This window comes from Pseudomonas sp. NY15463 (genome assembly GCF_048068415.1).
GTDB lineage: Bacteria > Pseudomonadota > Gammaproteobacteria > Pseudomonadales > Pseudomonadaceae > Aquipseudomonas > Aquipseudomonas mosselii_C.
In genome coordinates this window covers 631,923-646,374 of the sequence record NZ_JBLUQD010000001.1, presented here as the reverse complement: position 1 = coordinate 646,374, position 14,452 = coordinate 631,923, and the positions used below count along the sequence as shown (strand labels likewise).

Annotated in this window: 3 protein-coding genes; all 3 read left to right on the top strand. The window is 65.6% G+C overall.

What is annotated here, in order from left to right; all coding sequences use genetic code 11:
* Window position 1: 1 nt before the first annotated feature.
* The 3 genes from ACNFIC_RS03240 to ACNFIC_RS03230 are packed head-to-tail and all read left to right on the top strand — an operon-like array spanning window position 2 to window position 14,447.
* Window positions 2-9,025 carry an amino acid adenylation domain-containing protein gene (locus ACNFIC_RS03240; protein WP_416779874.1) on the top strand — a complete coding sequence of 3,008 codons (9,024 nt, stop codon included), beginning with the start codon at window positions 2-4 and terminating at the stop codon, window positions 9,023-9,025.
* Window positions 9,022-12,804 carry an amino acid adenylation domain-containing protein gene (locus ACNFIC_RS03235; protein WP_416779873.1) on the top strand — a complete coding sequence of 1,261 codons (3,783 nt, stop codon included), beginning with the start codon at window positions 9,022-9,024 and terminating at the stop codon, window positions 12,802-12,804. The genes ACNFIC_RS03240 and ACNFIC_RS03235 overlap by 4 nt, the downstream gene beginning before the upstream one ends.
* A complete protein-coding gene (locus ACNFIC_RS03230) occupies window positions 12,804-14,447 on the top strand; it encodes a cyclic peptide export ABC transporter (protein WP_416779871.1) in 1,644 nt (547 codons plus the stop codon). The genes ACNFIC_RS03235 and ACNFIC_RS03230 overlap by 1 nt, the downstream gene beginning before the upstream one ends.
* The last annotated feature ends 5 nt before the right edge of the window (window positions 14,448-14,452 follow it).

Genomic DNA, 14,452 nt, shown 5'->3' with positions numbered 1-14,452 from the left:
GATGAATGCGACCAACCAACAGGCGTTTGTCGAGATCGCCCAGCGCCTGGCCTCACTGCCGGCGGACAAGAAGCAGCTGTTCCGTGAGCGCCTGGCCGAGAAGGGCATCGATAGCTGGCGCCTGCCCATTGTCCCGACCACTGGCGCGCAGGCAGCGGTGCCGCTGGCCCATGCGCAACTGCGCTTTCTCACGGCCGAGGCCGTGAGCGGCCGTGCGCTGTACAACCTCTGCTCGGTACTGCGCTTCGATGGGCGTCTGGATCTGGCGTGTCTACAGCAGGCCATGCAGCAACTGGTGGAGCGGCACGCGATCCTGCGCACGCGCTACGTGCCTGATACAGCAGGCCGCTTGCAGGCGCATTGCGAGCCCTGGACGGCGGGCCTGCCGGCAGTCGAGCCGCTCCCACGCGAGGCCCTTGCCGACCCGCAGCAATGGTGCGCCGACGAGTACGCCCGGCAACTGGCCGAGCCGTTCGACCTGAGCCGAGAAGTGCCGTGGCGCTGGCGCGCATTCAGCGAGGTCGAGCAGGGCAGCACCTGGCTGTTCTTCACCATCCACCATGTTGCCTACGATGCCTGGTCGGCCCAGCAACTGACCCGCGAACTGGCCGAGGGCTACCGTGCCCTGAGCCTGGGTGTGCCCGCCCAGTTGCCGGCGCTCGACATCCAGTACGCCGACTATGCCGCCTGGGAGCACGAGTGGCTGGCCAGCGACGCTTGCCGCCAGCAGCTCGATTACTGGCGCAGCCAGTTGGCCGATGCCCCAGGACCGCTGGCCTTGCCCTGCGACCATCCGCGTCCGCCTGCCCATCAGCGCCGCCACAGTGGCGCGGTACGCGTCCGTGAACTGCCGGCTGAAGTGTCCACGCAGGTGGATGCGGCCGTCCGCGAGCAGGGCGTGACCCTGTACATCTTTGGCCTGACCGCCTTCGCCTGGCTGCTGGCGCGCTACAGCGGCGAGCGTGACCTGTGCCTGGGTACGTCGGTGGCACAACGCGATCGCCCCGAGCTGGCACCGTTGATTGGCCCGTTGCTCAACACCCTGGTCATTCGCCAGCGCCTGGAAGACGACCCGGACTTTCGCAGCGCCCTGCTGCGTACCCGCGACAGTGTGGCGGCGGCATTCGACCAGCAGACCCTGCCGTACGAAAAGGTTCTCGAAGCCCTTGACCGGCCGCGTTCCAGCCCGTTGTTCCAGGCCATGTTCGTGCAGGTGGAATTGCCGGAAAGCCGCACCCTGAGCCTGCCGGGGGTCAGCGTCGAGGTGCTCGACCCGCCGCAGCGCCACGCCCGTTTCGATCTCACCCTGCGCCTGCTGCGTGGCGCCGACCAGCGCCTGCGCTGCGAGCTGGAATACAGCGACGAGCTGTTCGAGGCGGCCACCGTCGAGCAACTGCTCGACGATCTGCAAGCCATTCTGCAGCAGGCCGCGACCAACCCTGGCCAGCGCTTGTCGGCGCTACGCCTGGCGTCTCCGGGCAGCCAGTTGCAAGGGCCGGCGCTGGGCGCCAACCCTGAGCCACTGGACCGACAGGTGCAACAGTGGGCGGTGCGCACGCCGCAAGCCCCGGCGCTGTGCGATTCCCGGCAATCGCTGGCCTATGGCGATCTGGCGAATGCCGTGCAGGCACTGGCGTTACGCCTGGCCGAGCAAGGCGTGGGCCCCGGCCAGGTCATCGCCCTGTGCATGCCGCGCAGCGCCGAGCAGGTGCTGGCGATGCTGGCTTGCTGGCAACGTGGTGCAACGTGCCTGTTCCTCGACCCGGCGCAGCCTGTGCAGCGCTTGCAGCAACTGCTTGAAAACAGCGCAGCGAGCCTGTTGCTGAGCCTGGCCGAGGCGCCCGCGCTGAACGGCGCGCTCGCGCATCTGCACCTGAGCGCTGCCGACCTTGCTGCCCCCGCACCTCGCCAGCCTGTGCCCAGCCTTAGCCAGCCCGAGCAGGCCGCGTACCTGATCTACACCTCAGGCTCCACCGGCCAGCCCAAGGGCGTGCTGGTCAGCCATGCGAACCTGGCGCATTACGCCGCTGCCGTCAGCCAACGCCTGCAAGCGCGCGCCGCTAGCCGTTGGGCGACCCTGGCCACGGTCGCTGCCGACCTTGGCCTGACCTGCGTCTTCGCCGCCTTGCACGCAGGTGATCCACTGATCCTGCCGGAGGCCGCATTGGCCTTCGATCCACCTGGCTGGGCCGATTTTCTCGCGCAACATCCGGTGGACTGCCTGAAAATCGCGCCCTCGCATTTGCGTGGCCTACTGGCGCTGGACGATGCCCGGCGGGTACTGCCACGGCAGTTGCTGATCCTGGGCGGCGAAGGCTTCGATGCAGCGCTGTTCGGGCGCATCCGCGAACTGGCGCCAGCGCTGCGCGTGTTCAACCACTATGGCCCGTCGGAAACCACCGTCGGCGTAATCTGTGGCGAGGTCACCGAGGCCGGGCAGGGCACTTACCTGGCGCTGGGCCAACCATTGGCCGACACCGAGCTGCGTATCGTCGATGCGACCGGCCAGCCGGTGCCGCGTGGCGTGGCGGGCGAGCTGCTGATCGGCGGCCCACAGGTCGCGCTGGGCTACCTTGGCCAGCCGCACGTCACTGCTGGCGCCTTCATCGATGAGGCTGGGCGGCGTTTCTACCGCAGCGGTGATCGGGTCCGCTTGGATCAGCATGGGCGTTTGGCGTTCCTCGGGCGCCAGGACGATCAGGTGAAGATTCGCGGCTTCCGCGTAGAACCCGGTGAGGTCAGTGCCTGGCTGAGTCAGCAGTCGCCAGTCCGTGAAGCTGCCGTGCTGGCCTGCGAGATTCAGGGGCGCTTGCAGCTGGTCGCCTATGTTGCACCGCGCCTGACCCCGGACGTGCTGAACGCCATCCAGGCGCAGGCCCGGGCGCAGTTGCCCGAACCGCTGCAACCCGCGTACTGGCAGAGCCTGGACGCCTTGCCACTGACCGCCAATGGCAAGCTGGATCGCCGCGCCTTGTCCGAGCCCGAAACCAACCTGACGGCAGACGAGGGCGGACAGGCCCCCCTGGGCGTCAGCGAGCAATTGCTGGCCAAGCTGTGGTGCCAGGTACTTGGTTGCGCGACGGTCACTCGCCAGGACGATTTCTTCGCCCTTGGCGGCGATTCGATTCTCAGCTTGCAACTGATCGGCCTGGCTGCACGCGAAGGGCTGCGCTTGCAGCCACGCGACGTGCTGGAACAATCCACCCTGGCGGGCATGGCAGCCTGCGCCGAATGCCGCGCACAGCCACGGCTGGCGCTTATTCTGGCAGCCTTTCGCGAGCTGCTGGCGCAGCCGCAACTGGGGCCGGACGATGACTTCTTCGCCGCAGGTGGCGATTCGATTCTGAGCCTGCAACTGATCGCGCGACTGCGTCAGGCTGACCTGCGCCTGATGCCGCGCCAACTGCTGGAAAACCCCACGCCGCGTCAACTGGCAGCCGTCCTGGAACCGGCGCCGGCTGCTCGCAGCGCAGCTGTTGCGCCGCCAGCTTCGGTCAGTGCCATGGCACGGCTGTCGCATGCCCAGGAGCGGTTGTGGTTCATGCAGCAGCTCGAACCCGAAGCCACCGCCTACAACGTCACGCAACTGCTGGCCTTGCAGGGTGAACTGCATGTGTCACGCCTGCGCAGCGCCTGCCTGAGCCTGATCGAACGTCACGAAGCCCTGCGCTGCCGTTTCTTCGAGGACAATGGGCTGGTACGTCAGCGTCTGGTGGAGGTGCCCGAGGCCAGCTTCACCCTGCACGATCTGCGCGCAGCGCCGGCAGAGGCACGGGAGGCGGCAATTGCCCTGGCTGCGCAGCGGGTCTTTGACCTGGCGCACGGGCCGCTGGTGGCCATCGACCTGTTCCAGATCGCAGAAGACGACTATCGCTTGCTGTTCAACGCACACCATATCGCCGTGGACGGCTGGTCCATGGGGCTGTTGGTGCAGGATCTGGCCGCGCTCTACGAGGGCCGCCAGCCTGTGCCCGGCACTGGCCTGCTGCAAGTGATCGAAGCGCAGCGCCAGGCCCTGGAAGGGGATGCTGGGCAGAGACTGCTCGATTACTGGCAACAGCGCCTGGAGGGTTTGAGTGACGAGGCGCTGACATTAAGCGAAAGCCCGCGCCCGGCACTCCAGGCGTATGCCGGCGCGCGCGAGCAGTTCGCGTTGTCCAGCGAGCTGACCTCGGCTATCGCGGCCCGTGCCAAGCAGCTTGGGGTGACCCCCTTCGTGCTGTACTTCGCTGCGCAGCAACTGCTGCTCTGGAAACACTCCGGGAGCCGCGACTTTGCCATTGGCCTGCCGGTGTCGGGGCGCGAGGCGGCGGACAGCCAGGCGTTGGTCGGCCTGTTCGTCAACACCCTGGCCTATCGCGTGCAGCTCAATGAGCGGCAAAGCCTGGAGCATTTCCTGCAACACCTGGGCCTGCGCTTGGCGGATGACCGGGCGCATGAGCACTTGCCGTTCGAGCGTCTGCTCGACGTGCTACAGGTCGAGCGTAGCCTCGACCGCACGCCGTTGTTCCAGGTCATGTTCAACTACCAGGTCGATCACCTCGGCGAGCGCAGCCTGCAACTGCCAGGGGTCACGGTCGCGTCGCTGGCCTTGCCGCAGGCAGCGATCAGCGCCAAGTTCGACCTGACCTTCAACCTGTTCAGCCAGGGCCGTGGCGATGCTGCCAGCAGCCAACTGATCGTCGAGTACGCTACCGCGCTGTTCGACCCGGCGCGTATCCAGTGCCTGGTGGACGACTACCTGGGCGTGCTGGCGAGCCTGGCGCATGTCGATCTGCGCCAGCCGCTGCTGGCGCTGCCACTGCTCTCGGTGCAACGCCTGCACCGCGCAGGCGATGCTGCCCCATTGCAAGCCGAGGCGGATTTCGTGACCCGCTTCGAGGTTCAGGCTGCCTTGCATCCCGAGCGCACCGCCGTGTTCTGCCGCGACCGACAACTGAGCTATGGGCAGTTGCAGGCCCAGGCCAACCAGCTTGCACACTGGTTGTTGGCGCAAGGTGTGACGGCAGAGTCGACGATCGCCTTCTGCCTGCCGCGCGACGAGCGCCTGCTGGTCTGCGTGCTGGGCATCCAGAAAGCAGGGGCGCAGTACCTGCCGCTCGATCCGAGCCATCCGCCTGCGCGGCAACTGGCCATTATCGAGCGGGCACGGCCGCACCTGCTGCTGTGCGATGTTCAACCGGCGCATTGCCCGGCCACGTTGCGCTGCCCGCGTTGGCAGGACCTAGCGTTGCAAGCGCAACCGACCGATGTACCGGCGTTGCCAAGGCACTTGCAGCAACTGGCCTACACCCTCTACACCTCCGGCTCCACCGGGCAGCCCAAGGGCGTGCAGATCAGCCGGGGCAATTTTGCCAACTTCCTGCTGGCGATGGAGCGCGCCTTGCCGCTCGATGGCGTGCATCGCTACCTGGCGCTGACCACCGTGACCTTCGATATCAGCGGCCTGGAACTGTGCCTGCCGTTGGTGCGCGGGGGCAGTGTGGTGCTCGCCGATGACGAGCAACGCCAGGACCCGCTGCTGCTGGCGCAACTGATCGTCGAACAGTCGGTGGAACTGATCCAGGCCACTCCGGCGACCTGGGCCATGCTGTTGCAGGGCGATCGCCAAGTACTGGCTGGGCGGATCGCCCTGGCCGGTGGCGAGGCGCTGGCGGCGGACATGGCCAGCGAGCTGAAGCAATTCGTTGGTTGTCTGATCAACGTCTACGGGCCGACCGAAACCAGCGTCTGGTCGACCCAGACGCTGGTGCAGGCGCTGCATCAGCCAGTGGTGCCGATTGGCCGGCCGCTGCTTAACACGCGCTGCCATGTGCTCGATGAGTTTCTCTGTGAGGTTCCGCCAGGACGTACCGGCGAATTGTATATCGCAGGCCTTGGGCTGGCACGTGGCTATGCCGAGCAGCCGGCGTTGAGCGCCGAGCGTTTCATCGCTGACCCGTTCGGCGGCGCGGGTGGGCGCCTGTACCGCACTGGCGATCTGGCCCGCTGGCAGGCCGATGGCCAGTTGTATTTCCTGGGCCGTAGCGACGATCAGATCAAGCTGCGCGGCTTCCGTATCGAGCTGGGCGAGATCGAGGCGGCACTGCTCGGTCACCCTGGAGTCGCCCAGGCGGTGGTGGCGGTGCAGGGCGAACAGCTGGCTGCGTTCTGGGTTGCCAGCGCGGCTGGCGAGCCTGACGCAGAGGCGCTGCGCGACTATCTACAGGCACGTCTGCCGGTGTACATGCTGCCAACCCATTTGCAGGCGCTGCCGGCATTGCCGCTCAACAGCAACGGCAAGGTAGATCGCCGGCAATTGCCGCAGTTGCGCAACCTGCAAGCGGCGGCCGCGCTCAGCGTGCAGCGGCCGATGAACGCCAGCGAGGCGCTGCTGAGCGAAATCTGGGGCCAGGTATTGCAGCGTGAGCAGGTGCCGCTCGATGGGCATTTCTTCCAACTCGGCGGGCACTCGCTGATGGCCGCGCAGGTGCGCTCGCGTCTGCGCGAGCAAGGCTTCGAGGTGCCGCTGCGCTGGCTGTTCGAAACGCCTGTGCTGACCGAGCTGGCGGCGCGCCTGGACACCCAGGCCACGGTTATCGACCCGGCGAGTTCGAGCATCACGCTGGTCGATCGGCATATCGACCAGCCGCTGTCGCCTGCGCAGCAACGGGTCTGGTTGATGCAGCAACTGCAACCGAGCGACAGCAGCTTCAATATGAGCAGCAACGTGCGCCTGCGTGGCGCCCTGGATACCCAGGCGTTGCAGCAGGCCTTGCAGCGTGTGGTCCGGCGCCATGCGATCCTTCGCACCACCTACCATCAGCAGCAGGGCGAGGCGCGTCAGCGCATTCAGGCGGATTCTGCGTTGACGTTGCAAGAGCTGACCCTGAGCCAGGCACAGTGGGCGCAGGCGGCGCATGAGGTGGCCGCTCGCCCGTTCGACCTGAGCGTCGAGGCGCCACTGCGCGCGGTTCTGTATCGCCTGGGCGAGCAGGAACATGTGCTACAACTGGTACTGCACCATATCGCCTCCGACGGCTGGTCCGGCTCGGTGCTGATCAGTGAGCTGGTCGAAGGCTACGAGGCCTACAGCCAGGGCCAGACTCCCGTGGAGCACGAACTGGCGATTCAGTACGTCGACTATGCCGCCTGGCAGGTTTCTGCGCCGCTGCGCGCGCGTCAGCGCCAGGGGCAGCAGTTCTGGCAACGTACGCTGGCGGGGATACCGAGCCAGGTGCCGTTGCCGTTCGACTTCCCACGCGCCGAGCGCGACAGCGGGGGTGGTGCTGCCTTGGACTTCCAGTTGCCAGCCGCAACGCTGGCCCGCCTGGAGGCCTTGCAGCGTGACAGCGGCGTGTCGCTGTTCATGCTGCTGCTAACCGTTTATGCGGCCGTGCTGCAACGCGAAACCCAGGGCCGCGATCTGGTCATCGGGACCGACGTGGCCAACCGCGAACACCCAGCTACCGAAGCGCTGATCGGCTTCTTCGTCAACCTGCTGGCGTTGCGTATTCGCCCGCAACCGGAGCTGAGTTTGCGTGAACAGGCGGCCTTGGTACGCGATGTTTGCCTGGATGCCTTCGCCTGGCAGGACACGCCGTTCGAGCAAGTGGTGGAATGCCTCGATTTGCCGCGCGTGGCCAACCAACATCCGCTGTTGCAGACCCTGTTCGTGTTGGACAACACGCCGCGTCAGCCGCGCCGCCTGGGCAACCTTGAAGTCACGCCGCTGAGCAGCGAGCAGCAACATTCCAAGTTCGACATGGCGCTGTTCGCCACTGCCGAGGGTGATGCCCTCAGCCTGCGCTGGGTGTACCGCACTAGCCTGTTCCGCCCAGCTACCATCGAGCGCTTGCGCGACAGCTTCGTGGCGCTGCTGGATGCTGCGCTGGATGCCCCGGACCGCCCCATCGATGCCTTACCCATGCCTTCCAAGGGAACCGCTGCCATGTCCAGTACCACGGACAACCCGCTGCAACGCAAGATGAGCAAGCTCGGCAAGCTGCGCCACAATGGCCCGACTGCCGCAGCCGCACCGATCGAAACCCGCCCCCTGCACGCCGGTTCCAGCTTCCCCCTGCTGGTGCAACTGCGCGAGCGCGAGCTGGCCCCTGCGGTGTGGGCTGAGGCCCATCGCGATCAGGTGGAGGGCTGGTTGCGCGAGCACGGGGGGATTCTCTTCCGTGGTTTCGATCTGCCGACCCCGGCGGACTTCGAGCAGTTCTGCCAGGCGCTGTGCCCGGAGCTGTACGGCCAGTACGGCGATCTGCCGAAGAAGGAGGGTGGCAACAAGATCTATAAGTCCACGCCCTATCCGAAGGACCGGATGATCATGTTCCACAACGAAAGTGCTCACCAGCATCGCTGGCCGCGTCGGCAGTGGTTCTATTGCGAGACGCCGGCGACCCACGGCGGGGCCACGCCGATTGTCGACAGCCGCCAGGTGTACCGCGAGCTGCCTGCCTGGTTGCAGGACAAGCTGCGTCGCAAGCAACTGATGTATGTGCGCAACTTCAGCGCAAGCCTTGATGTCAGCTGGCAGCACTTCTTCCAGACTGAGGAGCCTGCCGAGGTCGAGCGCATCTGCCGTGAGGGTGGGATCGTGTTCGAGTGGCGCGGCAGCAACGAACTGCACACGCGCCAAGTGTGCCCGGCGGTGATCCTCCATCCACTGACCGGCGATGCCAGCTTCTTCAACCAGATCCAGCTTTACCATCCGGCGTTTCTCGATGCCGATATTCGCGAGCAATTCCTCCAGGGGCGCGATAGCGTCATGCCCCGGCAGGTGTTCTACGGAGATGGCAGCGAACTGGAAGAGGCCGCCATTGAGGCGATCAATAGCGCTTACGAGCGGTGTGCGGTGCGCTTCGACTGGCAGCGCGGCGATGTGGTGATGCTCGACAACATGCTTGCCGCGCATGCCCGCGACCCTTTCGAGGGCGAGCGACGTATCGTCGTGGCCATGGGCGATATCTATCGCCGCGATCAGGTCGCAGCCGCACCGGCTACGACTGAGGAAACTGCTCTGGAGATGACACCATGATGGACCTTGGCCTGCCTCTTTCACCGGCCCAGAAGCAATTGGCCGATGCCAACCCGCAGGCGTACCGCTGGGTGCGCATGACGCTCACCGGCGTAGCACCCGAGCAGGTCGAACAGCGCCTGCGTGAGTCCCTGGAGCAACACGACGCGCTGCGCCTGCGTTATCTGCGTCCGCATGGTGCCACCGGCCTGCGCCAGCGCGTGGTCGCGCCGCACGAACTGCGCCTGGACTGGCGTCAGGCGGGTGCGGGCAGCGATGTGGTGGCCTGGCAGCGCGACGCTCAAGCCCAGTGCCAGACCCAGCAGCCCGATCTGCTCGCCTGGTGGTGCGATCAGCAACTGTGGCTGGCGCTGCCGGCCTGCTCGCTGGATCTGCACAGCCTTGAGCAACTGCGCGGCAAATTGCTGGGTCAGGGCACGCCAGGGGAGGCCGAACCGATGCAGTACAGCGACTACGCCGACTGGATCACCGGCCTGCAACTGGACGAGGACGCCGAGCAGGGCGTGCAGTTCTGGCGCAACCTGGCCTTGCAGGAGGTGCCGGGGATGCGTCTGATCGAGCGCTATGGCATGGCCAGTGGTGCCCGGGGCTGCGTACAGCAGGCGCTTGACCCTGCCCTGTGCGGTGCGCTCAAGGCACTGGCGGCGGGCGAGGCGCTGGCCATCGAGCCACTCGCCCTGGCTGCCTGGGGCGCGTTGCTCGCCCGCTTGAACGGTCAGCGTCATGCGCAGTTGGGCTTGCAGCACGATCCGCGTGACGACTATGAGCAGTTGCAGGGCGCCTTTGGGCTGTTCGAGCAAACGCTGCCCATGCAGGTGCATGTGTCCGAGCACGCCAGTTGGGTCAGCCTGGCCCGACAGCTGGCCCGGCAACTGGAAAACGCTGTGCTCTGGCAGGAGTACCTCGGCCAGGCCGAGCTGCTACCTGAGTGGCGGGCCAGCTATCAGGCCGGGCTGCGTGTGCAGCATCTGGCTGACCTTAAGGCCTTGCAGGCCTTGTCCTTCGACACGCCGGTGGAATTGCAACTGCACTGGCTGCTGGATGACGCCGGCCAAGGCCAGTTGGGGCTGACGTACGACAGCGGATTGTATCGGCGTGAGCAGATGCAGTTGTTGCTGCGCCGTTACGTGCACTGGATCGGCCAACTGCTGCAGGCGCCGCAAGCGCCGCTGGACGGTCTGGATGCCTTGCTGGCCGAAGAAGCGCAGCCCACTGCGCTTGATGCAGAACTACCGGTGGACGTCGATATCATCGAGCGCTTGCGTGCCCATGCGCGTCACCAGCCGCATAGCCCAGCGCTGCGCGATGGCCGGCAGCTGTTGAGCTATGCCGAGGTAGACGCGCTGAGCGACCGGGTTGCCGGCAGTTTGCAACAGGCCGGTGTTGGCCCAGATCAGGTCGTGGCGTTGCTGCTGCCGCGTGGCGCGCAGATGCTGATCGCCATGCTGGCCTGCTTCAAGGCTGGTGCGGCCTATCTGCCATTGGATCCGGCGCTGCCACCGCTGCGCCTGGCCAGTATTCTTGAGGATTGCCAACCGGCGCTCGTGCTGCAACTGGATGAGTCGGGCCAGGTCTGCGAGCTGCCCAGCCTGAGCTGGTCGCAGGCCAGCAGCGCCGAACCACTCGCGACGCCTGTGGCCAGCGCGCCGCAGCACCTGGCCTATGTGCTCTATACCTCGGGCACCAGCGGCAAGCCCAAGGGTGTGCAGATCGAGCAGGGCCAGCTACGCCACTACGCGAGCCAGATCACTCACGCGCTGAATCTGCCGGCAGGTGCCCATTATGGGCTGGTCTCGTCGCTGCTTGCGGACCTGGGCAATACCGTGCTGTACCCAGCCTGGCTGCAAGGCGGCTGTGTGCACCTGCTGAGCCAGGCCAGTGTCACTGATGCGCAGGCGTTCGCCGATGAACTGCGCGAGCATCCACTGGATGTGCTGAAAATCGTTCCCTCGCACCTTGAGGCCCTGATCGGTGAGCATCCGCTGGAAGGTGTGCTGCCACGTCAGGTATTGGTGCTTGGCGGCGAAGCGGTGAGCGAAAGCCTGCTGGCGCGCTTGGCACAGGCAGGCTCCGGTTGCCGCCTGTACAACCACTACGGGCCGAGCGAGACCACGGTCGGCGTGCTCTGGCGGGCCATCGACAGCGAGCAGGGAATCAGCGGCACGGCCTTGAACCAGGTGCTCGGCAACAACCGTATCTCTCTGCTCGACGAACAACAGCGCCCCGTGCCTGGCGGGCAAGCGGGCGAGCTGTGCGTGGCTGGTGCCAGTGTTGGCCGCGGCTACCTGGGTGATGTCGGCAGTTCGGCATTCGGCCAGGACCGGCACTCCGGCGCGCGGTTGTACCGCACTGGCGACCTGGCGTTGCGCCAGGCCGATGGCGCCTTGCGCATTCTAGGGCGTAATGACCAACAGGTGAAAATTCGCGGTTTTCGTCTGGAGCTGGCGGAGGTCGAGCAGGCGTTGCGCGGCGTGCAGGGCGTGCAGCAAGCGGCAGTGTTGCTCGATGGTGAGCGCCTGTTGGCCTTCATCGTCGAACAGCCAGGGCAGGGCAGGGCTGAGCACCTGCTGCGCGACGACCTGGCCCAGCAACTGCCGGAGTACATGCTGCCGGCCGGCATCTTCGCCCTGAAAACCCTGCCGCTGAACAGCAATGGCAAACTCGATCGGCAAGCGCTGCTGGAACGTGCCCGGCAGCGTCTGCAAGGTGCGCGGGTGGCCCCGGTCGGCGAGCTGGAAAGCGCCGTGCTGGACATCTGGTGCCGCGTGCTGGGGGTCGAAGATCTCGGCGTGACCGACAACTTCTTCGCCATCGGCGGACATTCCCTGGCGGCGATCAAGGTAGTGGCTCTGATTCGCGAGCAACTGGGGCTTCATCCGCCAACCAATCTGCTGTTCGAGCGTCAGACCGTGCGCGAGCTGGTGCAAGGCCTCGATCAGGGCGCGAGCAGCGAGGGCTGGCAGGTGCTGAACGATGCAGCCGGCGATGCGCCGGCCTTGCTGCTGGTCCATGGCGCGGATGGCAACCTGAAAGACTACCGAACGTTGCTCGCGCAACTTGGCCAGAGCCAGGCCGTTTATGGCCTGACGGCATTTGACGAGCAATGGCAAAGCCAGGATATGGACAGGCTGCTGCAACGCTATGTGCAGAGCATTCCCGAGTCGCTCAAGCAGCGCCCACTGGTGGTGCTGGGCTGGTGCCTGGCTTCGCGCCTGGCACTGCTGTTGATTGCGCACCTACAATCAGCTGGCTTCAACATCATGGCCTTGGCGGCGGTGGATCATGATCCGCAGCGCAGCCTTATAGGCGACGGTGACGAGGGCGGGCAATTACTCGCCGACCTGGTGTTCCTGTGTCGCAGCCGTTCGCAGCCGTTGGGCGATACATTGCGCGAGCGCTTGGCCCGGCAACTGGTCGATTGCGATTATGCCGAGGGCGTGAGCCGCCTGTTGGCCGATGCCGAGGTGCGCGAGCATCTGCAATGGCACGGCGCTGAGGCCGAGTTGCAGGCCGCGATGGTGCGCTACCGGACGATCAAGACGCGTCTGTACGAACAAGCCTTGCCGGTGGTCGATGTGCCCATCTGGTTGTGGCGCAGCAATGCCCATCGTGATCTGCGTGCAGCCTGGCAGACGCATACGCGCGCGGCGGTACGTGATCTGAGTCTGGATGTCGGCCATCACGCAATCCTTGCCGAGCCGCGCCTGAGCGCGGATTTGTTGTCCCTGCTGGCGCCAAGCACTGCGCCGCAACACCAAGCCGAAAAGGTGCCCAACTGATGATGTTATTGAAGGAGCTGCTGCACGATGCGCGCTGGCGGATTTTCCTGGCGGTGCTGTGCAGCGCCTTGAGTGCGGCCAGCAGTATCGGCCTGATCGGCTACATCAACCGCAGCCTGGAGCAGGGGCTGGATAACCTGAGCCAGGCACTGGCGCTGTTCGCCGGTCTGCTGGTGCTGTTGTTCGTCAGCGGGACTTTAGCCCAGTGGCTGCTGGTGCAGATTGGCCATCGCCTGGTCTATCAATTGCGCCTGCGCCTGGTGGGCAAGGTGCTGGGCACCGCCTTGGAGCGCATCGAGCGACTGGGCGGTCCGCGCATCTACAATGCGCTGACCAAGGACGTGACCGCCGTGGCCACGGCCTTCAAGCAACTGCCGATCTCGCTGTACAACGGTTTGCTGCTGCTGGCGGGCTTGGCGTACATGGCTTGGCTGAGTTTGCCCTTCTTCGCCCTGACCCTGGCGGTGATCGCCTTCGGTGTACTGCTCGATGTGCTGCTCGGGCGCCAGGTCAAGCACCTGATGCAGCAGGTGCGCCAGCAGGATGACCGCTTGACCGAACAGTTCGAGGCGACCATCAGTGGCCGCTGCGAACTGGCCTTGAGCCGCGAGCGTCGGCAATTGCTGTTCAACCAGCGCCTGGAGCCTATCGCACAGGCCTCGCTACAGGCTTCGGTACGCGCCGATACGCTGTGGGCGATCAACCTGAACTGGACGTCGCTGCTGGTGTTCGTGCTCATCGGTACGCTGTTCTTCCTCGGCCAGGGCCTTGGGTTGCTGAGCCAGCAGGTGGTGGTGGGCTACGTGTTGGCGATCATGTTCCTGCGCACGCCGATCTCGATGATCCTCGATGCCGTCCCGGCAGTGATCCGCGGCCATGTGGCGTTGCAGGCCATCGATGACCTGGCCTTGGGCGAAACGGCGCCCTTCACCTTGCCGGCCAAGGCCGCCGAGCCTTTTCGCGAGTTGCGCCTGAGCAACGCACAATACCGCTACCCTGGGCAGGGCGACGAGTTCGCTTTCCAGCTGGGCCCCATCGATTTGCACGTTCGGCGTGGCGAACTGATCTTCATCGTTGGTGGGAATGGCAGCGGCAAGTCGACCCTGGCCAAATTGCTGACCGGCCTCTACCAGCCTAGTGAGGGGACGGTCGCGCTCAATGGCGTGCCTTTGGAGGCCTCGAACAGCGAGTGGCACCGCGAACATTTCGCGGCGATCTTTGCCGACTTCTACCTGTTCGCCGATGTGCTCGGCGAGAACGGCGAGCTCGAAGGGCTGGAGGAGCGGGTCGATCACTATCTGCAGCGCCTGGGTTTGGCGCACAAAGTTCAGTTCATCGATGGACGCCTGTCCACCACCGCCCTTTCTCAGGGGCAGCGCAAGCGCCTGGCCCTGCTGTTACTGATGATGGAGGGCCGCGAGGTGCTGCTGCTCGACGAATGGGCGGCGGACCAGGACCCGCTGTTCCGTCACGTGTTCTACCACGAACTGTTGCCCGAGTTGCAGGCGGCCGGCAAAACGGTCATCGCCATTACCCACGATGACCGCTACTTCGACGTAGCCGATCGCATCTACCGCCTGGATTACGGCCAGTTGGTGGACTATGACCACAGCCGCGAGACCCCCTTCGAGTTGGCCAAGTAGGCGGT

Excerpts from the sequence above, each read along its gene's own strand:
- ACNFIC_RS03240 (WP_416779874.1), top strand. The coding sequence starts at position 2 with ATGAATGCGACCAACCAACAGGCGTTTGTCGAGATCGCCCAGCGCCTG.
- ACNFIC_RS03235 (WP_416779873.1), top strand. The coding sequence starts at position 9,022 with ATGATGGACCTTGGCCTGCCTCTTTCACCGGCCCAGAAGCAATTGGCC.
- ACNFIC_RS03230 (WP_416779871.1), top strand. The coding sequence starts at position 12,804 with ATGATGTTATTGAAGGAGCTGCTGCACGATGCGCGCTGGCGGATTTTC.